The sequence below is a fragment of the Streptomyces sp. SID12488 genome, assembly GCF_010548275.1.
Lineage (GTDB): Bacteria > Actinomycetota > Actinomycetes > Streptomycetales > Streptomycetaceae > Streptomyces.
In genome coordinates, this window is record NZ_JAAGLT010000031.1 from 67,768 (window position 1) to 89,883 (window position 22,116).

At 69.1% G+C, this 22,116-nt stretch carries 18 protein-coding genes and 5 tRNA genes; 11 read left to right on the forward strand and 12 right to left on the reverse strand.

What is annotated here, in order from left to right:
* Positions 1-12: 12 nt before the first annotated feature.
* Complete coding sequence (locus tag G3I56_RS34465; RefSeq protein WP_164416001.1) at positions 13-768, reverse strand: DUF6879 family protein; 756 nt, start codon at positions 766-768, stop codon at positions 13-15.
* 172 nt (positions 769-940) lie between these two features.
* Between G3I56_RS34465 and G3I56_RS34470 the strand changes: the two genes are divergently transcribed.
* Both G3I56_RS34470 and G3I56_RS34475 read left to right on the forward strand, forming a co-directional pair.
* Positions 941-1,150 (forward strand): hypothetical protein, encoded by a 210-nt coding sequence (locus tag G3I56_RS34470; RefSeq protein ID WP_164320370.1) that lies wholly within the window; start codon positions 941-943, stop codon positions 1,148-1,150.
* Positions 1,147-1,518: a DUF6415 family natural product biosynthesis protein gene (locus G3I56_RS34475; protein ID WP_164416003.1), complete on the forward strand. Its 372-nt coding sequence runs from the start codon at positions 1,147-1,149 to the stop codon at positions 1,516-1,518. Before G3I56_RS34470 ends, G3I56_RS34475 begins: the two co-directional genes overlap by 4 nt.
* 224 nt (positions 1,519-1,742) lie before the next feature.
* On the opposite strand, the gene G3I56_RS34480 is transcribed toward G3I56_RS34475, so the two are convergent.
* From G3I56_RS34480 to G3I56_RS34505, 6 genes are all read right to left on the reverse strand, one after another.
* A tRNA-Lys gene (locus tag G3I56_RS34480) sits at positions 1,743-1,815 on the reverse strand.
* Between the two features lie 120 nt (positions 1,816-1,935).
* Positions 1,936-3,471: an amino acid permease gene (locus tag G3I56_RS34485; protein ID WP_164416005.1), complete on the reverse strand. Its 1,536-nt coding sequence runs from the start codon at positions 3,469-3,471 to the stop codon at positions 1,936-1,938.
* 82 nt (positions 3,472-3,553) lie between these two features.
* Complete coding sequence (locus G3I56_RS34490; protein WP_343240137.1) at positions 3,554-6,688, reverse strand: VCBS repeat-containing protein; 3,135 nt, start codon at positions 6,686-6,688, stop codon at positions 3,554-3,556.
* 238 nt (positions 6,689-6,926) lie between these two features.
* Positions 6,927-9,236, reverse strand: a complete 2,310-nt coding sequence (locus G3I56_RS34495; protein WP_164416007.1) for a DEAD/DEAH box helicase — start codon at positions 9,234-9,236, stop codon at positions 6,927-6,929.
* A 243-nt stretch (positions 9,237-9,479) separates the two neighbouring features.
* A complete protein-coding gene (locus tag G3I56_RS34500) occupies positions 9,480-9,974 on the reverse strand; it encodes a hypothetical protein (RefSeq protein WP_239135279.1) in 495 nt (164 codons plus the stop codon).
* 202 nt (positions 9,975-10,176) lie between these two features.
* Positions 10,177-10,527 carry a metallopeptidase family protein gene (locus tag G3I56_RS34505; protein ID WP_329283034.1) on the reverse strand — a complete coding sequence of 117 codons (351 nt, stop codon included), beginning with the start codon at positions 10,525-10,527 and terminating at the stop codon, positions 10,177-10,179.
* Positions 10,528-10,642: 115 nt separating this feature from the next.
* Here G3I56_RS34505 and G3I56_RS34510 point away from each other — a divergent pair, with 115 nt between their 5' ends.
* Together G3I56_RS34510 and G3I56_RS34515 are read left to right on the forward strand one after the other, a co-directional pair.
* Entirely contained in the window at positions 10,643-12,280 is a 1,638-nt protein-coding gene (locus G3I56_RS34510; protein ID WP_164416011.1) for a metallophosphoesterase, read from the forward strand.
* A gap of 49 nt (positions 12,281-12,329) precedes the next feature.
* Positions 12,330-12,402, forward strand: a tRNA-Glu gene (locus tag G3I56_RS34515).
* Positions 12,403-12,498: 96 nt separating this feature from the next.
* Here G3I56_RS34515 and G3I56_RS34520 read toward each other — a convergent pair.
* Complete coding sequence (locus tag G3I56_RS34520; protein ID WP_164416013.1) at positions 12,499-12,777, reverse strand: hypothetical protein; 279 nt, start codon at positions 12,775-12,777, stop codon at positions 12,499-12,501.
* 124 nt (positions 12,778-12,901) lie between these two features.
* Positions 12,902-13,273, reverse strand: a complete 372-nt coding sequence (locus G3I56_RS34525) for a helix-turn-helix domain-containing protein (protein WP_164416015.1) — start codon at positions 13,271-13,273, stop codon at positions 12,902-12,904.
* A 133-nt stretch (positions 13,274-13,406) separates the two neighbouring features.
* On the opposite strand from G3I56_RS34525, the gene G3I56_RS34530 reads away from it, so the two are divergent.
* The gene (locus G3I56_RS34530; protein WP_164416016.1) at positions 13,407-14,186 is read left to right on the forward strand and encodes an anti-sigma factor antagonist; all 780 of its coding nucleotides are present in this window, start codon (positions 13,407-13,409) and stop codon (positions 14,184-14,186) included.
* Between the two features lie 57 nt (positions 14,187-14,243).
* Here the strand turns inward: G3I56_RS34530 and G3I56_RS34535 are convergent, their stop codons facing one another.
* Positions 14,244-14,435, reverse strand: a complete 192-nt coding sequence (locus tag G3I56_RS34535) for a CsbD family protein (RefSeq protein WP_164416018.1) — start codon at positions 14,433-14,435, stop codon at positions 14,244-14,246.
* Positions 14,436-14,502: 67 nt separating this feature from the next.
* Complete coding sequence (locus tag G3I56_RS34540; protein WP_164416020.1) at positions 14,503-15,510, reverse strand: Ppx/GppA family phosphatase; 1,008 nt, start codon at positions 15,508-15,510, stop codon at positions 14,503-14,505.
* A gap of 265 nt (positions 15,511-15,775) precedes the next feature.
* Here G3I56_RS34540 and G3I56_RS34545 point away from each other — a divergent pair.
* The 6 genes from G3I56_RS34545 to G3I56_RS44305 all read left to right on the forward strand — a co-directional run bounded on the left by G3I56_RS34545 (position 15,776) and on the right by G3I56_RS44305 (position 21,219).
* Positions 15,776-15,850 (forward strand) — tRNA-Asp (locus G3I56_RS34545).
* A 31-nt stretch (positions 15,851-15,881) separates the two neighbouring features.
* Positions 15,882-15,955 (forward strand) — tRNA-Phe (locus G3I56_RS34550).
* A 130-nt stretch (positions 15,956-16,085) separates the two neighbouring features.
* Positions 16,086-16,421 (forward strand): hypothetical protein, encoded by a 336-nt coding sequence (locus G3I56_RS34555; RefSeq protein WP_239135280.1) that lies wholly within the window; start codon positions 16,086-16,088, stop codon positions 16,419-16,421.
* 84 nt (positions 16,422-16,505) lie between these two features.
* Positions 16,506-20,522: an ATP-dependent RNA helicase HrpA gene (hrpA, locus tag G3I56_RS34560; RefSeq protein ID WP_164416022.1), complete on the forward strand. Its 4,017-nt coding sequence runs from the start codon at positions 16,506-16,508 to the stop codon at positions 20,520-20,522.
* Positions 20,523-20,616: 94 nt separating this feature from the next.
* Positions 20,617-20,691 (forward strand) — tRNA-Asp (locus G3I56_RS34565).
* A gap of 288 nt (positions 20,692-20,979) precedes the next feature.
* A complete protein-coding gene (locus G3I56_RS44305; RefSeq protein WP_239135281.1) occupies positions 20,980-21,219 on the forward strand; it encodes a DUF6274 family protein in 240 nt (79 codons plus the stop codon).
* A 444-nt stretch (positions 21,220-21,663) separates the two neighbouring features.
* Here G3I56_RS44305 and bldC read toward each other — a convergent pair whose 3' ends face one another.
* Positions 21,664-21,870: a developmental transcriptional regulator BldC gene (bldC, locus tag G3I56_RS34570; RefSeq protein WP_033321412.1), complete on the reverse strand. Its 207-nt coding sequence runs from the start codon at positions 21,868-21,870 to the stop codon at positions 21,664-21,666.
* Between the last annotated feature and the right edge of the window lie 246 nt (positions 21,871-22,116).

Sequence of the window (22,116 nt, forward strand, 5' to 3'; positions counted from 1 at the left end):
GTCCTCACCTGCTTACTCCTCCTTCGCGGTCATGCGTGCCACGAAGTCCGTGTACGGGATGGCGTAGTGCACTGCGACGTCACGCAGCCGGTTGTACTGGTTGACGCGCGCCGGTTCCGTGATCAGCTCGGCGCCCGTCAGGTTGTCGTCCTCGTCGAAGAGGCACAGGGCGACGATATGGGAGTCGAAGATCCAGAAGTCTTCGTCGGGGAGGTTCACGCGCTTGGCGTCGTCGCGCCACATGCTGCGGACGTCCTCGCCCAAGGCGGCGTTGTGTGCCGCGTGTTCGAGGAGGTACATCTGCCCCTCGCTCGGCGGGTTGTCGACGATCCGGACCCGTCCGACGGCCGCGCCGTCCCGCGTCTTGGCGCTGATCGTGCGGGCCCACGGCGAGTCGATGTCCCACGTCGGCTTCTCGCCGCGTGCGAACTGCGCGTACGTGTCGGTCTGCTCGTCGACCGTGTAGCGGCGGCGCATCTCCAGGTGCCAGGCGCTGTGCTGGAAGTTCTCGAAGAGGCGGGCGAAGGTGTCCGGGTCGAGGATGCGCGGCTCGGTGTCCCGCGCCTTCGGCCCGAAGTCGATCAGTGTGTTGCGGGGGACGATGATCGGGATCTCGTCCTCATCGAGGTGTTGGAGCTGGGCGATGTCCTCGGGGTCGGTGAGCCGCGACCCGTGCACGATGACCTCGCCTGTGTCGAGGTCCTCATGGACGGAGGGACAGGAACCGCCGCCGCTGCCCGTGCCGTTGAAGCGCAGTCGTCGCGCCATGACCAGTTCCTTTCGTCGGGGACTGATCCGTCAAGCATCACGGAGGGCAACGCCCCGTGTACCGGGTTCGACTGGCCCTCGCGAGAAACATTGCGTAACTCCGCTGAGGCGTCAAGAAACTTCGGATAACTCGCGTAGCGGCCTCCGTCGTCCCGTCCCTACCGTCCAGGTCATGGCCACGAACGAGCAAGCGCGGGATATCGACCCGCATACGGCGGTGGAGTCGCTGAGGGCGGCACTGGACGGATCCGGGATCGTCCTGCCCTCTCTGAGCGTCGACTACGTCTCGCCGGACCTGAAGCTGATCGACCTCGGCCGCATCCGCGCCGACGTGGCCATGCGGCTGGCTGAGGCACTCCGACGAGGGGACCCCGCAGCATGAGCACGAAGCAACAGACAGACTTCCCGCCCGACATCGAGGAGATGCGCGCCAGCACGGCTTTACTCCTCGACCCGGACGGAGCGGCTGATGTCCTCCCGCCGGCCGCCGACGAACTGGCCGCGCTCACCGCGACACTGCGCCAGCACATCCAGTTACTCATCCCCGAGGTGGCGCGTGCGGCGGCGCGGGAGCCGAAGGACAGCATCCCCCGGTACTGCGCTCTCGCCTGTATCGGAGAGGCGCACAACAAGCTACGCCTGGGCGACGACGACATGCCGTCCATCCGAGTCTCGGTGGCCCGGAAGCTCGCCCGCGTCCTCAACGCCCTGTGCGACCACTGGGAGACCCTCGTCCGGGCAACACCGTGACCAAGCCCTGCATGACGTCTGCCCTCTGAACCGCCCGCCCTCGCCCCCCAGGCTCATGGGGGCGGGCGGGTCCAGGCCCCGGCCGGTATGCGTGTCCCGGGCGGGGCCGCTCCATGTCTTGATCGTCTGCCTCTCGGGCCAGCAGCGGGCCAGCTAACGATCACTCAGCCCCCGAAAACGACGCGAGCCCCAGTCCAGATGTCCTCTGAACTGGGGCTTGTCCGTAGACCCTGTGGGACTCGAACCCACAACCAATGGATTAAAAGTCCACTGCTCTGCCAATTGAGCTAAGGGTCCCCGCGATGTTGCTTCCCCGAGCATAGCCGGACCCGGCCACGACTCCGATCGGGTATCGGAGACACGGCCGGGTCGCTTCACGGACAGGGCGGCGACCCTCGGAGGAAATGGGCGTCCTCGCTACGGATCGACCGGTTCGGGCGCCCCCTTGCGAGCTGCCTCGCGTGCCCGGGTGCGCTCGTGCTCGGGGTTGAGGAACCAGTACCGCGCCGAGACCACCCACCACAGCGCCGCGAACCCCAGCACCGCCAGGACGGCGATCGGGGCGTAGTTGAAGGTCTCCCAGGTGACCGGCGCCACCTGGGGCAGCATGAACAGCACCGTGATCACGGCCACCCAGATCACCGACACCACCCCGATCGCCCGCGACCACCGGCCCAGATGCCACGGCCCCCGGTCGAACGCCTCGCCCTTGCGCAGTCGCAGCAGCGTCGGGATGACGTAGGCGATGTAGAGGCCGATCACGGCGATCGACGTCACGGCCGCGTACGCCGTCACGTTGATCAGGTAGGGCAGGCCCAGGAGCAGGGCACCGAACGCCGCCAGCCAGACCGCGGCGACGGGGGTACGGGTGCGGGGGCTGACCGTGTGCCAGAGGTGGGAGAAGGGGAGGGCGCCGTCGCGCGAGAAGGCGTAGATCATGCGGGAGTTGGCCGTGACCGACGCCATGCCGCAGAACAGCTGGGCGCCGATGACGACGAGCAGGAGCAGCTTGCCGGCGGTCGCGCCCACCGCGTCGAGCAGGATCTGTGCGGGCGGTACGCCGGTCGGGGACCCCAGGGCGCCCTCGTACGACTGGATGGCGAAGGTGAAGCCCAGGAGCAGGACGAAGCCCGCTATCCACGAGGTCCAGATGGACTGGACGATGCCCTTGGGGCCCGCCGTGGACGCGTCGTGGGTTTCCTCGGTCATATGGGCGGAGGCGTCGTAGCCGGTGAAGGTGTACTGGGCCATCAGCAGCCCGAGGGCGACCACGTAGACGCCGCTGCCCCATCCCGTGTTGTTCACGAACTTGGTGAACACGAAGGACGCCGACTGGTGTTCGTCGGGTACGAACGTCAGCGCGCCGACGATGACGGCCACGCCCACCACGTGCCACCACACGCTGACGCTGTTCAGCAGGCCCACGATGCGTACGCCGAAGGTGTTCAGGAGCCCGTGCAGGACGAGGATGCCCGCGAAGAGCAGGATCGTGCTGCCCGGGGTGACCTCGAAGTCGAACTGGAGGTTCAGGTAGGCGCCCAGGAAGGAGGCCGCCCCGAAGTCGATGCCGGCGGTCACCGCGACCTGGCCGAGCACGTTGAACCACCCCGTGAACCACGCCCAGGCGGCGGCCGTACGAGGGGGAGCGAGCCGGTGTGCCCAGAAGTACAGGCCGGCGGAGGTCGGGTAGGCCGAACAGATCTCGGCCATCGACAGCCCGACGAAGAGGGTCATGAGTCCTACGACGACCCAGCCCCACGTGATCACGGCCGGGCCGCCCGTGTTCATGCCGAACAGGTACAGGGTCAGGCAGCCCGACAGGACCGAGATGATCGTGAAGGACACCGCGTAGTTGGAGAACGCCGACATCCGGCGGGCGAGGACCTGGGTGTAACCGAGCTGGGCAAGCCGTTCCTCGTCCGACAGCCCACTCACTCTGACGTCATCTGTCATGCCCCCAGCAATGCCCTCGCTGGGAGCATGACATGCGTCACAGGCCGACCGAAAATCGTCCGCCGGTGGCCAGAACCGGCCTCTAGTACAGGCCCTTGTACCCCTGCCAGCCGCTGCCGATCTTGACCCGCGGCCCGAACGTCCCGTTCCCGAGGCCCGGATTGCGGAACAGGTTCCCGGCCGTGTCACGCACGACCAGGTCGTTCCGTCCGTCGCCGGTGATGTCGCCGACGCCGACGACCGCGTTGTAGGTGGCGCCCCAGTTGGAGAGGACCTTGGCGCGGGCGGTGAAGGTGCCGTTACCGGTGCCGTAGTAGCGGTACAGGGTGTTGGTCTTGTCCTGGGCGAGCAGGTCGCCCCGTCCGTCGCCGTTCAGGTCGCCGGCGCCGACGACCTTCTTGTACGTCTTCCAGTCGGCGTACAGCTTCACGCGCGCGGACAGCCTGCCCTCGCTCGTGCCCTTGTAGAGGTACACGGTGCCGGTGGCGGAGTTTCGGGCGATCAGGTCGGGCCGGCCGTCCTTCGTCACGTCACCGGGCGAGGTCAGAACGTCGTACTGGTTCCAGCCGCTCGTCCCGAGGGTGATGTACGGCGCAGACAGCTTCAGCGCCGTGTGACAGGCCGGCTTGTACAGGCGCAGGGCCCCACTGCTCAGCCGTACGAGGACGTCGTTGCAGCGGTCCCCGTTGAGGTCGCCGAAGGGCACAGCCGTGATACCGGCCGGCCAGCCGCTTCCGCTGACCTTTCCGGAGAACGTGCCCTTGCCCGTGCCCTGATGGAACGCCAGCGTGCCCGAGGGGGTGAGGGAGAGCAGGTCGCCGGCGCCGTCCGGGGACTGCCACCCGGGACCGCCCACGTAGTCGTGGCGCACCGCGCTGCCGCGGGACAGCCCCACGGTGCCCCGCACCTCCACCGGCCCCCCGACCCCGTCCGCCGGAGCGACGGTCAGTGTCCAGTCGTACGAGCCGTTCGGGTGGAACCCGGAACCCCCGTAGTTCCCCAGCAGGCCGCCCCAGCCCACGGTGAGTTCACCGCGCGCGGCGCCACCGTCAACGGTGTCGACGACCTTCCCCGTGGCCCGGCTGCGTACGGTCAGCCGCCAGCTCCCGGACGGCTTCGACAGCAGCACGGTGGCCACTGGATCCGGCGTCACGTTGTATCCCCGCACCTGGGCGAACGGGAAGCGCACGGCGGGCGCCAGCAGGCGCAGCGGCTGCTGCGGCACTCCGGACGGTACGAGGTGCACGCGCTCCTCGCCGTCCACGTACGCGGCGTTGGCCCCGGACTCGTCCACGGTCCAGCGCACGTCCCGCTGCGAGACGCCGGTGTCGGGCAGTTCGCCGATGATCCGGCTCGCGGGCGTGCCGTCGGCGACCGTCGTGAGGGCCAGCTTCCCGGCCTGCCGGTCGTGTGTGACGACGTATCCGTCCCCGAGCTTGGCCTCGCCGACGGGCACGGGTACGGACTTTCGCGCGGTGCGGTCGTAGACACCCGCCCTGCCGTCGCAGGTCCAGTACAACCAGCGGCCGAGCGCCTGGAGTTCGGTGGGCGTGCAGCCCGCGTCGGTGGTGAGGGTCTCGGTGGTCCTCTTCGCGGTCAGGTCGTACGCCGTGACGCTGCCCGGGGTCGCGCCGGTCGACCACAGGACGTCGCCGGAGAGGGCGGCGGGGCCAGGGGTGCGGGTGACGGCCGGGGCGCCGTCGTCGCCGATCCGGTAGACGTCCTGCCGAGTGGGTGCCGTGTAGAGCAGGTACCGGCCCGAGACATCGGTGATCTGTCCGCCCTGGGGCAGCCCGGTGCGCTCCCAGAGGCCGTTCGCACCCGCTCGGTCGACCCTGATCCGGTCGGTGGTCTCGTCGTGCGCGAGCCAGGCGATACGGCCGTCGGCCGCGCCCTGCACCTGTGCGCAGGCGACGTCCGTGGCGGCGCAGATGGCGATGGGGACATGATCGTCGAACCCAGTTTGCTCGCCGTACTCAGGGGTGCCGGACGGGGCGACCGTCCTCACCCTGGCGGCGCGTATGACGGCGTTGTACCGCTCCAGAACGACGAGCCGCCCCTGCTCCAGGGACAGGCCCTGGATCCGCATCGGCGGTTTGGGCAGAGCCTTTACCAGCGTGACTACGGGCGGGCCGCCGTCCGGGTCCGGAGTGATGCGCTGGATACCCCGGTCATCGGTGCCGGTACGGCCGATCTTCACGGCGGTGCCGCCGGGCCCTGCCGCGGTCCCGTTGGCCGAGGACCGAAGCAGGGTCACCCGCTCGCCGCCCTCGATGGGCTGCGCGGTCGTCGAGTAGGTCCCGTTGATCAGCCAGTCGCCGACGACGGCCAGGGAGAAAGTGGCGTTCGACCCGTCGTTGACGCCCTGGAGCCTGACCTCGACGGGCGCCGCCGACAGGTCGCGGGGGAACACCAGGACCGTGGCCTTGTCGGTGGCGGAGACGACGACCCTGCCGCCGGCCAGGTCCATCTTGTAATACTCGACGGGGAGCGGGCCGCTCCAGCCCCGCACCTCACCGGTCGTGCGGTCCACAGCGACCAGGCCCGTCTGCCCTTCCACGACGGCGCGGAAGTACAGCATCTCGGCATCCGCACCGGTCGCCGTCCCGAGGAGGAGGCCGGCCGGGCCACCCGCGACCGTCACGTCCCCAGTGGTCCCGTCCGGCCCCGGCGTCAGCAGATGCATGACCCGGGTGGTCGTGCCGTCCTCACCGGTCACCATCTTGTAGGCGACCGTCAGGTTGTCGTAGGACGTGAGGTGGGCGAGGCCGGCCGGGATCTGCAGGCTGCGGCTGGTGCCCTCGGTCGCGTCCCAGAAGTCGACTCGTCCGTCGGCGTGCCTGTACGCCAGGACATCCGTGCCCGTCGTCAACGGCACCGTCCCCGTGGGCGCCGTCGGAACACTCACGGACTCGCCGTCCGCGTAACGCGTCCACAGCAGGCCGGTCGCGCCCTCCAGGTTGTGGAACACACCCTGTGCCCCGGCAGCGTCGTGACCACTGTGGGTCGACGACGCCCGGAACCACGCGTCCAGGCCGTAGCCCCTGAACGCCGTCGGCACCACCGTCTCCTGCGTCGGCTGCGGCTCGTCCGCCACCGCCGACCCCGACGGCAGCAAAGGGCTCAACCCGGCCCCGAGAACAACGGACGCGGCGACGGCGACACCCGCGCGTCTCCCCGTACGGCCCATACGACCACGCGCCGAAATACCGCGCACGAAACCACGGCCCTTCACGGAACCCCCCGGCCCCTCGACCCTCGACAGCCCTCGACCTGTGCATCAGGTGGGCTTGAGATGTGCATGCCCTGAGCAGGGCAACGGGAGCCTATCAGCGGGAACTTGGGAGGCCGAAGGGGTTTCCGGGACGCCGAAGGGCCCGTACGACCGGAGTCGTACGGGCCCTCGGTGATCAGTCGGCGATCAGGTCAGCGATCAGTCGGTGACCGACCGGCGATCAGCCGTTGCGCTTCCAGCGCGGCTTCTCGTCGCGGCGGCCGAAGGAACCGGTGGCGGTGCCGGTGCCGGAGCCCGAACCCGCGCCGCGGTGGCCCTGCGGGCGCTCGTGGCCGCCGGCGCGGAAGCCGCCGCCGGTGGGACGGTCGCCCTGGCGGTCACGGTTGAAGGGGCGGTCGCTGCCCCGGTGACCGGTGGCCGGACGGTCGTCGCGGCGGAAGCCGCCACGGTCGTTGTTGTCACGGTTGAAGCCGCCCGAGGGACGGTCGTTGTCGCGGCGGAAGCCGCCACCGGAACCACCCGAGGGACGCTCGTCACGACGCTCGAAAGAACGGCCACCACGGTCGTTGTCACGGTTGAAACCACCCGACGGACGGTCATCGCGACGGAAGCCACCCGAGGGACGGTCGTTGTCGCGGCGGAAGCCGCCACCGGAACCACCCGAGGGACGCTCGTCACGACGCTCGAAAGAACGGCCACCACGGTCGTTGTCACGGTTGAAACCACCCGACGGACGGTCGTCACGACGGAAGCCACCCGAGGGGCGGTCGTCACGACGGTCATCGCGGCGGAAGCCGCCACCGGAACCACCCGAGGGGCGGTCGTCGCGGCGCTCGAAGGAACGGCCACCACGGTCGTTGTCACGGTTGAAGCCGCCCGACGGACGGTCGTCACGACGGTCGCGGCGCTCGTAGTTGCCCCGGTCGTCACGGCGCGGACGCTCCTCGCGCACCTGCGCCTCCGCGGCGGCGGTCGCCTCGGCGGCGGCCTCCGCGACGACGACGGCGGCAGCGGCCTCGGCCACCGCGGCCACGGCCTCCTCCGGGTCCTCGCCCCGCTCGCGCGCGGCACGCGCGATCAGCCTGTCGGCCTCCTCGCGCAGTTCGGCGGCACGACGCGTGGCGCGCTCCAGTTCCTTGGTGAGCTGCGAGACCTCACGCTCGGCCTGCTGCGCGGAGTTGCCCGCGGACTCGGCCTGGACCTCGGTCATCGACCGGGCGCCGGTGATCTCGGCGACGTCCGGCTCGAAGGCCGCGCCGCCCTGGATGATGTGGCGCGAGGCGTCGACGCCCGCGTCCTCCATCAGGCGGAAGATCTGGCGACGCTGGTGCGGCAGGGACAGCGACACGACCGTGCCGGAGCGCCCCGCGCGGGCCGTACGGCCGGAGCGGTGCAGGTAGTCCTTGTGGTCACCGGCCGGGTCCACGTTGAGGACCAGGTCGATACCGTCGACGTGGATGCCGCGGGCGGCGACGTCGGTGGCGACGAGGGCGTTGACGTAGCCCTTCTTGAAGTCCTCGAGCACGCGGGTACGCGCGCCCTGGGTCATACCGCCGTGCAGCGCGTCGGCCTTCACACCGGACTCGCAGAGCTGCTCGGCGATACGGTCGGCGCCCAGCTGGGTGCGGACGAAGATGATCGTGCGGCCCTTGCGGGAGGCGATCGCGGCCGTGACCGGCGCCTTGTCCTTGGGCTTCACGATGAGGATGTGGTGGGACATCGTCGTGACGTTGCCCTGCGCGCTGTCGACCTCGTGCGTGACCGGGTTGGTCAGGTAACGCTTGACCAGCGTGGAGATCTCGTTCTCCATCGTGGCCGAGAACAGCATGCGCTGGCCGCCGCCCGGGATCTGGTCGAGCAGCTCGGTGACCTCGGGCAGGAAGCCCAGGTCGGACATCTGGTCGGCCTCGTCGAGGACGGCGACCTCGACGTTCGCCAGGGAGCAGGCGCCGCGGTTGATGATGTCGCGCAGACGGCCGGGCGTGGCGACGAGGACGTCGACGCCGCGCTCCAGGGCGTACATCTGGTTGCTCATCGACGTACCGCCGCAGACGACCTTCATCTTGAGGCCGAGGACGTCGCCGTAAGGCTGGAGGGCATCCGCGACCTGCATCGCGAGCTCGCGGGTCGGCGTGAGGATGATGCCGCGGGGCTTCTTCTTCTCGGTGTGGCCGCCGGACAGCTTCGTCAGCAGCGGGAGACCGAAGGAGAGGGTCTTGCCGGAGCCGGTGCGGCCACGGCCGAGGATGTCCTTGCCGGCCAGGGCGTCCGGGATGGTCGCGGTCTGGATCGGGAAGGGGCTGGTCACACCGTTCTGCGTGAGCTTGCGCACGACGCCCTCGGGGAGACCGAGATCGGTGAAGGTGATCTCCGGCTCGCCGGGCTCGGTGTCGGCCGAGTCATCGGCGGCGTCGGTGTCGGCGGCCGTCTCAGCGAGGTCGACGTCGAGGTCGAGGCTGATGGCCTCGACGTTCTCGTTCTCGTTCTCGTTCTCGGGCACGACGATGTGATCAGTACTGGAAATGGACATGCGAATGCGAAACCTTCCGGAGTCTCGTCGGCACGCGCCCGTCAACTCCGTGATTTCGCAAATTGACCGCCTCAATGCGGTCAGCCACGGCAAGGGAGAGTACGCGCCACACGCGGCGCATCTCTTCGGCGCCAGGCAATGGGATCAAACGATCTACTACCATACGCACCCACCTCCGCTTTGGGCAAATTGAGTACCGTCGTCGCAGGTCAACCCCCTTCCGAGCCCTCGGCTGGACCACGGCTAGACCGGCACTCCGGCCTCGGGCGCCGGCTCCCGCGTCACCAGTTGCGGCTGGGCCTGCTGTGGCTGCACCGAGGAGGACGGCTCCGCGATCGTCGGTGACGGTGAGGGCGGCGGAGGCGTGGGCGACTCGGGCGGCGGCTCCGGCTCCGGCTCGGCGGACTTCGTCGGCGTGGGCTGCGGCTTCGTGGGCGTGGGCACACCGGGATCGACGGGCCGGGCGGTGCCGCCGCCACCCGGTTTCGCGGGCGCCGACGCGGGCGCGCTCTGCCCGGCGGACGGGGAGGCGCCCGGGGAAACGGGCGCCCCGCTGGCCCCCTTCGCGCCCCCCTTGTCCTTCCCGCGCCCGGACTTGCCGTCGCCCGCGAACCCGCCGGCCCACCCGGAACCGCCACCGGCGGTCCCCGCCGGTCCCCCGTCGGGGGCCTTCGCGCCCTTCTGGCCGGCGGAGTGTGAGGGCTTGACCTGGTCGGCGTCGCCGTCGCCCACGCTCATACAACCGGCGGCAGCGGCGACGGCCACAACCGTGGCGGCCAATCGGACAGGTACATGCAAGGGGCGCACGGGCAGCCACCTCCGGTGGGGAGTCGAGGAGTCAACGTGCTCAACTCCCGTCGCCCACAAGAAGACACGCGCCCCTCAACAGCCTCCGCACGCCCGGCCCCATGGTTCGACGGCCCCTTGACTCCTTGGCCCGTCAGCCGTAGCCGAGCGCGTGCAGCCGCTCGTCGTCGATCCCGAAATGGTGAGCGATCTCATGTACGACGGTCACCTCGGTCTCCGCGACCACGTCGTCCCGTGTCTCGCACATCCGCAGGGTCGGCCCCCGGTAGATCGTGATCCGGTCGGGCAGCACCCCCGCGTACCACTCCCCGCGATCGGTCAGCGGCGTCCCCTCGTAGAGCCCGAGCAGCTCGGGATCGTCCGCCGGGGGCTCGTCCTCGACGAACACCGCGACGTTGTCCATCAGCCTCGTCAGCTCCGGCGGAATCCGGTCGAGGGACTCGGCGACCAGTTCCTCGAACTCCTCGCGCGTCATCTCCAGCACACGCCCATTGTCCGGTACGAGCCGCCCGAACGGGGGTCACGGACCCGCGCTCTGCGGAAAGCCGTGCTCTGTGTCACCCCGCTTAGCCGCGTCCCGCTTTGGGCATACGGGACCAATGGCACGCGTACCCGCCAACACCCCGCGCCCCAAAAGCCCCCGCACCACCCCCGGCCGCCTCAACCGCCCCCTGACCGCCCTCACCGGCCCCTACCGCGCCCGCCGCGCGCATCCGGCCGCCGAGCTGGTTCATCAGCCGCATCCCTGGACGCGCGCCCTGGGCCTGGTCGCGGTGGTCCTTCTGGGTGCCTGGCTGGGCCTGCTGATCGTCGGCAACGTACGCGCGCCGGTCGGCCCGATGAACACCACGATGACCCTGCGCCCGTCCCTCACCGGCGGCACGAAGATCAACGTCTCCCCGCTGGGCGCCCTGGAGCTGAACAGCCACACCGCGCCGGTCCGCCTCGACGTGAACGTCGACCAGCTCGACCCGGACCGCTCCCAGGCCCTCGTCGACCACCCCGAACGCCTCTCCGGCCTCCAGGACGAGGTCGCCGAGGACGTCGGGCACGGCACCCTCGACCTGGCCGTCCGCTCCTGCGTGGCCGTCGTGTCCGGGGCCACCGCCCTCGGCCTCGCGGTCTACCGCCGCCCCCGCCGGGCCCTCGCTGCCGGTGGCCTCGCCCTCACCCTCCTGATGGCGTCGGGAGCGACGGCGTACGCGACCTGGAAACCCGAGTCGGTCCTGGAGCCGAAGTTCTCCGGGCTGCTGTCCTCGGCCCCCTCGGTGGTCGGCAACGCGCGCAGCATCGTCACCGAGTTCGACGTCTACCAGAAGGAGTTGGCGCGTCTGGTGACCAACGTGACGAAGCTGTACGACGTCACGTCCACGCTCCCGACCTACCAGCCCGACCCGGCCACGATCCGTGTCCTGCACGTCTCGGACATCCATCTCAACCCGGTCAGCTGGAAGATCATCGCGTCGCTGGTGGAGCAGTACGACATCAACGTGATCGTCGACACGGGCGACACCATGGACCACGGCACGGCGGCCGAGAACGGCTTCCTGGACCCGATCAGGGACCTCGGGGCCCCGTACGTCTGGGTGCGCGGCAACCATGACTCACAGCTCACCCAGCGCTATCTGCAGCGCATGAAGAACGTGCACGTCCTGGACGACGGTCAGTCGGTCACCGTCGGGGGACTGCGCTTCGCGGGCATCGGCGACCCCGCGTTCACCCCGGACCGCGCGGCGGGCGAGCAGGACGGCGGCCGGGACCAGGAACTGGCGGGCGACCGGCTGGCCTCGGCCATCCGCGACCAGCGGACGCTGGGCACCCCGGTCGACATCGCGATGGTCCACGAGCCGAGCGCCGCCCGCCGGACGGACGGTGTGGTCCCGCTCGTCCTGGCCGGGCACCTCCACCACGCGGAGATGGAGGTGATGAAGCAGGGCACCCGGCTGCGCATCGAGGGCTCGACGGGCGGCAGCGGACTGCGCGCACTGGAGAAGCGGAACCCGGACCAGATCGAGGCGTCCGTCCTCTACCTGGACCGCGACACGCATCGCCTGCAGGCCTGGGACGAGATCAAACTGGGCGGCCTCGGACTGACCACCGCGGAGGTGAGCCGCCATCTGCCGAAGGAGAACCAGCCGGGCGCCACGCCGGTTCCCTCACCGCCGACTTCGGCCCCGACTTCACCCTCGTCCTCGGCCCCGACTTCACCCTCCCCGTCCCCCGTTCGGAGCCCGTAAACCGTTTTGGCGAACCTCCCCGGCATCACCTATGCTTCTCACGTCCTAAGCCCCCATCGTCTAGCGGCCCAGGACGCTGCCCTTTCAAGGCGGTAGCACGGGTTCGAATCCCGTTGGGGGCACACGTAAGTACGGTTGGCGGCATCCCGCATCAGGGGTGGCCGCCATTTCGTGCGTTACGGGGTGTTGCGGGCGCTCCGGACGCTACGACCGGAAGGTCAGGCGGGCGGCTCGTCGGGGACGGGTTGCTCAGGGTGCTCACTGCCGGAGTGCGGTGCGCCCCGCTTGCCCGTGCCGGCTTCGTCCGTGTCGGGGACATCCGGGTCGGGCCGCTCGTCCGCCTCGGTGGCCGCCGGGTCGTCGTCCACCTCCCAGGGGTCGTCGTCGGCGCCCGTCTGCTGGTCGGGCATGTCCCTCGGGACGGGGTTCGGCCGGGAGTCCTGCTCCTGCCCCCCGTCTCCGTCGCCCTCGGGAGTGTTGGTGCGGTAGTCGCTCACAGCGCTGCCCCTTCGTCGACGGGCCCCGGTCGCACAGTCGAGTACCCAGGCGGGTGCCCGCTACTACTCCGGACCGCTCCGGCATGCGCCGAACCGGGGGCGCATGGGGGTGACGCCCAGGGCGTCACTGGTCGTCTTCGGAAGTCCTCGCGTGCGGAGCCGTCGACTGCAGCTCGCGCCGGCCTTCGGTGTGCGCGTCATCGTGCCGCGAGAGGAGGGACAACAACTCCGCCACGCTCAGCCCCTCGTCGGCGGGGTGCCGCAGGACGGTCCCGTCCTCGATCTGGTAAGCGTTGGAGCGTCCCTGACGGGTGTGGGTGAGATAACCGGCCGTCTCCAGATCCGCGACGATCTTCTGAACCGCCCGCTCGGTGAGCCGGCACCGCGCGGCGATGTCACGGATGCGGATGGTGGGATTCTCCGCGATCGCAGCCAGTACACGGGAGTGATTGGTGAGAAACGTCCAACCAGTATGTGACTCGGGTACTTCAGACATGATGACAGGATAGGCCGTTTGATTCACGTATTCAAAAGGCTGAACTTGGTTTCATGTATCTCTTGACGTACGAGGTGTTCTGGACCGACGCTTGAGGAGCCACGTACTGCCCGATGCCTACGGAGTGGCCGTGATGTCGGAACGTGCAGTTACCACGCAGCTCGGCGTGGCGGACGAGGTCCGCCTGGCACCCCTGCTCGGGATCGAGACACGCCCCGAGGGCTACGCGACACTCGTCGTGGTGTCGGGGGCGATCGACCTCGTCACAGAGCAGGCTCTGCACAGCGGTCTGAGCCAGGCCCTTGCCCGTTCGAAGCGCGGCATCGAGCTCGATCTGAGCGGCGTCGACTTCTGCGACTGCTCCGGACTCAACGTCCTGCTCCGCGTCCGTAAGCGCGCTCTCGACGCGGGCAAGATCATCACCATCAGGTCGTTGGGCGCCACGGTTCTCCGGCTCCTCACGATCACCGGCACACTGCCGCTGTTCGCCGGCCCGGACGACACCGACGAACCCGCCGGCGCGAGCGGGGCCGACGAATCCGGCCGGGGCCCGGACACCCGCCCCGGCGTGCCCCTCTCCCCCGGGGCGGAGATCGCGCCGCTCGGCGAGACGGACCAGGACCTGCGGATCGAGGTGGTTCAGCTGCGGCGGGCCATGCAGACGCGGCCTGTCATCGACCTCGCGCGGGGCGTCCTCATGGCCTCCTTCGGGCTGAGCGCCGAGGACGCCTGGAGCGTACTGGTCGCGGTCTCCCAGAACACCAACACCAAGCTGCACAAGGTGGCCGGCACCCTCATCGACGCCATCACCGGAGACGCGCTCCCCGAGGCGTTCCGACTCCAGATCGCCGAGACGGTCGCCGGTCTCCGGGTCCTGCCGGAGGACCCGTCGCCCTCTGGCCCCCACCCGTGATGACGTTGCGTCGAACCTGACGATGTCGCGTCGAAAGACCCAGCGGACTCGGCGGACTCAGCCACGATCCCGCTCGTCCGAGCGCACGGCCTTCGCGGCCCGCTCCTGAGCCTCTCCCCTTGCCTTCTTGGCCTCGCCGCGAGCCTGTTCCAGCTTGCCTTCGAGTTCCTGCTCGTGGTCGCTGGTGGCCTTGCCGGCCATCTCCTTGGCCTTGCCCTTGATCCTGTCGGTACGGCCCTTGTCCACCATGGCTCCTCCTGGATCGGGGTGGGGCGGTACGGGTCCGGGTGACTCGACCACCGAGGCGCCGGCGGTTTCAGGCCTCCGGCGTCGCGATCCGCAGCGGTGTGGGCCCCGCGGGCGCTGCTTCGTCCAGTTCCTGGGTGATCTCCGCCCACCACGACGCGCCGTCCTCGACGCACCGCAGCAACACTCCTTCACGGATGGCCCACGGGCAGATGGTCAGCGTCTCGATCCCCGTCAGCTTCATCGCCGTGTGCCCCACCACCGCTCCGGCCAAACTCTGCAGGGCCCGAGGCGCGGAGACGCCGGGAAGCATCGACCGCTCGGCCGCCGGCAGGGCCGCGAGGCGGGGCAGACAGGCGCGGAGATCTCCCCGGGACAGCTGCCGCGCCACGAACACACCCCGGCGACCGGGCGGGGCACCGCAGAGCCGGGCCAGCTGCTGGAAGGTCCGCGAGGTCGCCACCGCCATGTGGGGCCCCTCCCACCTGAGCCGTGCGGCCACGTCCCGCAGCTGATGGCGCACCCTGCGGCGCAGCGCCCTCAGGTCCGCCTCGGACGGCGGGTCCTGGCCGCCGAGGAACTCCCGGGTCAGCCGGCCCGCGCCGAGCGGCAGCGACGCCGCGAAGTCGGGCAGCCTGCCCCGCCCGAAGGCCACCTCCAGGGAACCGCCGCCGATGTCGAACAGCACCAGAGCCCCGGCACGCCAGCCCATCCACCGCCGGGCCCCGAGAAAGGTGAGCTCGGCCTCGACCTCTCCCGGCAGCGTGCACAGTCGTACGCCGGTCTCGTCGCGCACGGTCCGCAGCACGTCGAGCCGGTTCGGCGCGGCGCGCACGACAGCCGTCGCGAAGGCCAGCGGCCCACCCGCGCCCCACCGCTGAGCGGTCTCGTCGGCAGCCGCGACCGCCTTCACGAGCTGCCGCACGGACGCCTCGGGGATCACTCCGCCGGGTTCCACCTTCTCGGCGAGCCGCAGCTTCCACTTCGCCGTGTGTGCCGGCAGGGGAACACCGTTGTGGGTGTCCGCGACCATCAGCCGAACCGTGTTCGAACCCACGTCCAGCACGCTCATTCGCATGCGCCCCGGAGTACCCTGCGCCGCCCGCTCCACTCCCTCGGATCGACTGCGGGGGTGCTCGCGAACCGGACGGCATGGCCCTCGACCTGCACTGTCGCGTGCGCGGACCATCGCCCATGGTCTGATACGCTTTTCCAGCGACATCGGCCCGCCAGCCAGCCTCAACCGGTCACTCAGAACCACCAGATCGGCGAAGGCGAGCAGGCGGGAAATCCCGTTGGGAGCACGCGGAACGGTGTGCGAGACTTACTTCGCACAACAGCAAGGTCCTGTGGAGCAGTTTGGAGTGCTCGCCACCCTGTCAAGGTGGAGGCCGCGGGTTCAAATCCCGTCAGGACCGCTGAGGTTACATGTTTCACGTGAAACCTCGTGGCTGGGTAGCTCAGTTGGTACGAGCGATCGCCTGAAAAGCGATAGGTCGCCGGTTCGACCCCGGCCCCAGCCACAACCCGAAGGCCCCGTCCAGTTGGACGGGGCCTTCGTCGTGCCATGCCCACGCTTGGCAGGGCAGGCGGGCGGCGCTACGTTCTGGCAGGTCGGTGGAGCGTATGAGGCCAGGGGCAGGGGCGGGGACAATGGTTCGGGGCGAGTCAAGAGCGCGGCGGGATCATGACGAGCTGGAGAGGAGCCGTGCCCTGTTCGGGCTCCTGGCGGTGGTCATCAGCAACGTCGCCATAGCCGCGGTGGCGATCTTCGGCGTGTGGCGTCTGCACGGCGACTCGGCAGTGACTGTCGGTATCCTGACCTCGGCTTTCACGGCCGTCAGCACGTTGACGACCGCCTATCTGAGCATCAAGGCGGTCTCCAACACCGCGAGGTCGATCGCCCTGGGCGACACCAGCGGACGTGGGACGCCCCAGCCGGCCCCGACGGCTCCGGTACCGGCGCCGTCCACCCCGTCCGACGACTGAGGACAAGGCCGCCCGGGCCGAAGCCGGGCCCGGTGACAAAAGGGTTCGCCAGTAATTTGGCCGAGGTGAGATCCTGGACCGCGTATGTCTACGCACCCCGCCTCCGCCCCCGGCGCTCCCGCTCTCGGTGACCTCGCCCCCCGCCTGACCGAGCTGTCCCTGCGCGACGCGCACCGGCTCGGGCGCAGGCTCGAAGGTGCGCGCAGGATCCGCAAGCCCGAAGCCCGTTCCGCCGTCATCGCCGAGATCGAGGCGGAGGTCGCGAAGGCCGAGCTGCGGATGGCCGAGCGCCGCAGCCGCGTACCGGCCGTCAGCTATCCCGAGCAGCTTCCCGTCAGTCAGAAGAAGGACGAGATCGCCGCCGCCATCCGCGATCACCAGGTCGTCATCGTCGCTGGTGAGACCGGGTCCGGGAAGACCACCCAGATCCCCAAGATCTGCGTCGAACTCGGCCGGGGCGTCCGCGGCATGATCGGGCACACCCAGCCCCGTCGTATCGCCGCCCGTACCGTCGCCGAGCGGATCGCGGACGAGCTGGACACGCCTCTCGGTGAGGCCGTCGGCTGGAAGGTGCGGTTCACCGACCAGGTGAACCAGGACGCGACGGTCATCAAGCTGATGACGGACGGCATCCTGCTCGCCGAGATCCAGACCGACCGCGAGCTGCGCGCCTACGACACGATCATCATCGACGAGGCCCACGAGCGGTCCCTCAACATCGACTTCCTGCTCGGGTACCTGGCGCAACTGCTGCCCCAGCGGCCGGACCTCAAGGTCGTCATCACCTCGGCGACCATCGACCCCGAGCGCTTCTCCCGGCACTTCGGCGACGCGCCCATCGTGGAGGTCTCCGGCCGTACGTACCCCGTCGAGGTCCGCTACCGGCCGCTCCTCGAAGAGGACAGCGAGGACTCCGACCGCGACCAGATCACCGCGATCTGCGACGCCGTCGAGGAGCTCCAGAGCGAGGGCAAGGGCGACATCCTCGTCTTCCTCTCCGGCGAGCGCGAGATCCGCGACACGGCGGACGCGATCACCAAGAGGAACTACCGGTTCACCGAGGTCCTGCCGCTCTACGCCCGCCTCTCGCACGCCGAGCAGCACCGCGTCTTCCAGCAGCACACGGGGCGCAGGATCGTTCTGGCGACCAACGTCGCCGAGACCTCGCTCACCGTGCCGGGCATCAAGTACGTCATCGACCCCGGGTTCGCCCGTATCTCCCGCTACAGCCATCGCACCAAGGTCCAGCGGCTGCCCATCGAGGCGATCTCCCAGGCCAGCGCCAACCAGCGCAAGGGCCGCTGCGGCCGTACGTCGGACGGCATCTGCATCCGGCTCTACAGCGAGGACGACTTCGAGTCCCGGGTTGAGTTCACGGACGCCGAGATCCTGCGGACGAACCTCGCCTCCGTCATCCTCCAGATGACCGCGGCCGGGCTGGGCGAGATCGAGAAGTTCCCCTTCATCGACCCGCCGGACCACCGCAACATCCGCGACGGCGTCCAGCTCCTCCAGGAGCTCAACGCGCTCGACCCCACCGAGAAGGACCCCCGCAAACGGCTCACGGACACCGGCCGCAAGCTCGCCCAGCTGCCCGTCGACCCCCGGCTGGCCCGGATGGTCCTGGAGGCCGACAAGAACGGCTGTGTCCGCGAGGTCATGGTGATCGCCGCCGCGCTCTCCATCCAGGACCCGCGCGAACGCCCCGTCGAGAAACAGGCGCAGGCCGACCAGCAGCACGCCCGCTTCAAGGACGAGACGTCCGACTTCCTCGCCCTGCTCAACCTCTGGCGGTACGTGCGTGAGCAGCAGAAGGAACGGGGCTCGTCCTCGTTCCGGCGGATGTGCAAGCAGGAGTACCTGAACTTCCTGCGCATCCGCGAGTGGCAGGACATCTACACCCAACTCCGTACCGTGGCCCGCCAGATGGGCATCCACCCCAACGAGGACGACGCGCCGGAGCAGAGCGTCCACGTCTCCCTCCTGGCCGGTCTCCTCTCCCACATCGGGATGAAGGACGTACCGAAGACCACGACGTCGGGAACCGGCGCGTCCACATCGACCGGTGACAGCGCGCGGAACACCTCCGGCAAGAACGAGTACGTCGGTGCCCGCAACGCCAAGTTCGCGATCTTCCCCGGCTCCGCCCTCTTCAAGAAGCCCCCGCGCTTCGTGATGTCGGCGGAGCTTGTGGAGACCTCGCGGCTGTGGGCCCGCGTCAACGCGCGCATCGAACCCGAGTGGGTCGAGCCCCTCGCCGAGCACCTCCTCAAGCGCACGTACAGCGAGCCGCACTGGGAGAAGGACCAGGCCGCGGTGATGGCGTACGAGAAGGTGACGCTGTACGGCGTACCGATCGTCGCCCAGCGGAAGGTGAACTACGGGCGCATCGACCCGGAGGCGTCCCGCGAGCTGTTCATCCGGAACGCGCTGGTCGAGGGCGACTGGCGCACCCACCACAAGTTCTTCGCCGACAACCGCCGACTCCTCACCGAGGTCGAGGAGTTGGAGCACCGGGCCCGCCGCCGGGACATCCTCGTCGACGACGAGACCCTGTTCGACTTCTACGACGAGCGCGTCCCCGAACACGTGGTCTCCGGGGCCCACTTCGACTCCTGGTGGAAGCAGAAGAAGACCGAGGAGCCCGAACTCCTCGACTTCGAGCGGGCGATGCTCATCAACGAGCGCGCCGGGGACGTCAGCAAGGACGACTATCCGGACGCCTGGCACCAGGGACCGCTCAAGTTCCGGGTGACGTACCAGTTCGAGCCGGGCGCGGACGCCGACGGTGTGACCGTCCACATCCCGCTCCAGGTGCTGAACCAGGTCACGGACGAGAACTTCGACTGGCAGATCCCGGGCCTGCGCGAGGAGTTGGTGACAGAGCTCATCCGCTCCCTGCCCAAGCCGATCCGCCGCAACTACGTCCCGGCGCCCAACTTCGCCCAGCGGTTCCTGGCCACCGCAACACCCCTCCAGGAGCCACTGACCGTCACCATGGCCCGCGAGTTGAGGCGCATGGTCGGAGTCCCCTTCACGTCCGACGACTTCGACCTGGACCGGATCCCCGACCATCTCCGTGTCACCTTCCGGATCGTCGACGAGCGGCGCCGCAAACTGGACGAGGACAAGGACCTCGAGGTGCTGCGCCTCCGCCTCAAGCCGAAGGCGCGCCAGGCCATCTCCCAGGCCGCCGCGGCCACCGCGGAGCGCGCCGGCGGCGAGTCCCTGGAACGCACCGGCCTGACGGACTGGTCGATCGGCACCCTCACGCCGCTCTTCGAGACGCGCAGAGCCGGCCAGCCGGTGAGGGCCTACCCGGCGCTGGTCGACAACGGCGACACCGTCTCCGTACGCCTCTTCGACACCGAGGAGGAGCAGCGGCAGGCGATGTGGAAGGGCACCCGGCGGCTGATTCTGCGCAACATCCCGGTCAATCCTGCGAAGTTCGCGTCCGAGAAGTTGAGCAATGCTCAGAAGCTCGCTCTGTCGTCGAATCCGCACGGTTCGATCCAGGCCCTGTTCGACGACTGCGCGATGGCCGCGGCCGACAAACTGATCGCCGACTTCGGGGGCCCGGCGTGGGACGAGGAGTCGCACCGGAAGCTGTACGAGAAGGTGCGGGCGGAGATCGTCGACACGACGGTCCGTACGGTCAACCAGGTGCAGCAGGTGCTGGCCGCCTGGCAGGCCTGTGAGCGCCGCCTGAAGGGCGTACGCAGCGCCGTCCTCCTCCCGAACCTGACGGACGTACGGGGGCAGCTGGACGCCCTCGTACGGCCGGGCTTCGTGACCGCGACCGGGCTGCGGCGCCTGCCCGACCTGATGCGCTACCTGGTCGCCGCGGACCGGCGTCTGCAGCAGATGCCCACCAACGTCCAGCGGGACACCGCCCGCATGGAGAAGGTGCACGAGATGCAGGACGAGTACGCGTGGCTGCTGGAGCAGTTGCCGCAGGGCCGGCCGGTGCCGTCGGCGGTACTGGACATCCGCTGGATGATCGAGGAACTCCGCGTCAGCTACTTCGCCCACGCGCTGGGCACGGCGTACCCGGTGTCGGACAAGCGGATCGTGAAGGCGATCGACGCGCAGGCCCCGTAACGGCCTCCGCACGTTGGGTGAGTTCGCCCCCGGGCTCCCCCTCCTGTACAGTCTCGTTTCGCAGCACAGCGCAACATCAAGTGCCGCGAAACCTGGTCCTGTGGAGCAGTTTGGAGTGCTCGCCACCCTGTCAAGGTGGAGGCCGCGGGTTCAAATCCCGTCAGGACCGCAGTGAAGGACAAGGCCCGCATCCGGCGACGGACGCGGGCCTTTCTCGTACTGCATCACGGCCTCCGACGCGCTCGTCAGCCTGTCAAGGTGGAGGCCGCTCCCGCGGCGGAGCCGCAATCCGATGCAGCAAATCCCGTCAGGACCGCAGTAGAAGCAGTAAGAAACGAGAGGGCCCGAGTCTCACGACTCGGGCCCTCTCGCGTTGTCGCCGTATTGACGGCACCGCCCTCCCCCGGTACCCAGAGAGCAGGGCCTCGATGCCCTGTCCCCCTTCCGGAGGTGGCGTATGGCGGCGACCGTGCGACGGCACGAGACACGCGCTCTGCTTCGGGCACACCTGTCGGCCGCCAGCAGCTACCCGCATCTCACGCGACACTGTCCGATCTGCCACCGGTTACAGAGGCTCGTCATGGAGCGCTGCACCGAGACCGACGGAGACACCGACGCGGAGAGCCGGACCGAGACCGGGGCCGAGACCGGAACCGGGACCGACGAGACACCGGGTGCCAACAGCAGTTCCCTCTAGCACTTGTGGCGCATCGTCAACAAGGCGCGTGCAGTGTGACGGGTGTCACCGCATGAGTTTTCAAAATGTGGGTTCTTACCGGTCTCCTACAACTGGTCAATTTAATATGTGCAATTGCACCAGCCTCAGCAGGCTCCCACAGCGGATCCGACAGCCCTCCCCAGACTCCAACAAGCTCGCTCACAGCACCCCGTGCCACCCCCGGTTGCGGGCACAAAAAAAGATCGCGCTGGACCCGGCGGAGTCCAGCGCGATCTCTACGACGCGCCCTTGAAGCTGTGGAACTGGTGGAACTGCCTTGGGTATGGGGCCTGTTGGGGCAGGACCCGCGTCGCTTGAAGCTGTTGGTGATCAAACAGGTGACTCTGGTGACTCTGGTGTTGCGAGCCGGACAACTCGGCCGATAGTTGGGGGACCTGCCGGTTTGTCCGACTATTCAGTTGGTCAGGCCTCGGTGCGCTGCTGCGGAATGCCCGCAAGCAGGGCGCGGACCTCGGCCTCGCGGTATCGGCGGTGTCCGCCGAGCGTGCGAATGGATGTGAGCTTGCCGGCCTTCGCCCACCGCGTCACCGTCTTGGGGTCAACACGGAACATGGTGGCGACCTCAGCCGGGGTCAGCAGCGGCTCGGCATCAGGGGTGCGAGCGGTCATGAGCGGCCTCCTCGGGAGAACCGAACCTTCTCGGTTCATTCCTCTAAATTCTGCACCTTGACCCGCGTTGCCCGAAATGGCGGATGCGGGTCGAGTCGGTTATAGGACGAACGGCTTGTCCTCGGCACTACAACTACACCATCTGTCCAACCGCGTAGGCCAAACCGATGGAATTGCCCTCCCAGGTGTCCATCGGCGACGGAAGCCAATGGACCATGCCATAGCGGACAGTCACGCCACTGTGAC

Bases quoted from the DNA above. Each gene is read 5' to 3' on its own strand.
- G3I56_RS34465 (WP_164416001.1), bottom strand. From the start codon at position 768: ATGGCGCGACGACTGCGCTTCAACGGCACGGGCAGCGGCGGCGGTTCC.
- G3I56_RS34470 (WP_164320370.1), top strand. From the start codon at position 941: ATGGCCACGAACGAGCAAGCGCGGGATATCGACCCGCATACGGCGGTG.
- G3I56_RS34475 (WP_164416003.1), top strand. From the start codon at position 1,147: ATGAGCACGAAGCAACAGACAGACTTCCCGCCCGACATCGAGGAGATG.
- G3I56_RS34485 (WP_164416005.1), bottom strand. From the start codon at position 3,471: ATGACAGATGACGTCAGAGTGAGTGGGCTGTCGGACGAGGAACGGCTT.
- G3I56_RS34495 (WP_164416007.1), bottom strand. From the start codon at position 9,236: ATGTCCATTTCCAGTACTGATCACATCGTCGTGCCCGAGAACGAGAAC.
- G3I56_RS34500 (WP_239135279.1), bottom strand. From the start codon at position 9,974: ATGAGCGTGGGCGACGGCGACGCCGACCAGGTCAAGCCCTCACACTCC.
- G3I56_RS34510 (WP_164416011.1), top strand. From the start codon at position 10,643: ATGGCACGCGTACCCGCCAACACCCCGCGCCCCAAAAGCCCCCGCACC.
- G3I56_RS34525 (WP_164416015.1), bottom strand. From the start codon at position 13,273: ATGTCTGAAGTACCCGAGTCACATACTGGTTGGACGTTTCTCACCAAT.
- G3I56_RS34530 (WP_164416016.1), top strand. From the start codon at position 13,407: ATGTCGGAACGTGCAGTTACCACGCAGCTCGGCGTGGCGGACGAGGTC.
- G3I56_RS34535 (WP_164416018.1), bottom strand. From the start codon at position 14,435: ATGGTGGACAAGGGCCGTACCGACAGGATCAAGGGCAAGGCCAAGGAG.
- G3I56_RS34540 (WP_164416020.1), bottom strand. From the start codon at position 15,510: ATGCGAATGAGCGTGCTGGACGTGGGTTCGAACACGGTTCGGCTGATG.
- G3I56_RS34555 (WP_239135280.1), top strand. From the start codon at position 16,086: ATGGTTCGGGGCGAGTCAAGAGCGCGGCGGGATCATGACGAGCTGGAG.
- hrpA (WP_164416022.1), top strand. From the start codon at position 16,506: ATGTCTACGCACCCCGCCTCCGCCCCCGGCGCTCCCGCTCTCGGTGAC.
- G3I56_RS44305 (WP_239135281.1), top strand. From the start codon at position 20,980: ATGGCGGCGACCGTGCGACGGCACGAGACACGCGCTCTGCTTCGGGCA.
- bldC (WP_033321412.1), bottom strand. From the start codon at position 21,870: ATGACCGCTCGCACCCCTGATGCCGAGCCGCTGCTGACCCCGGCTGAG.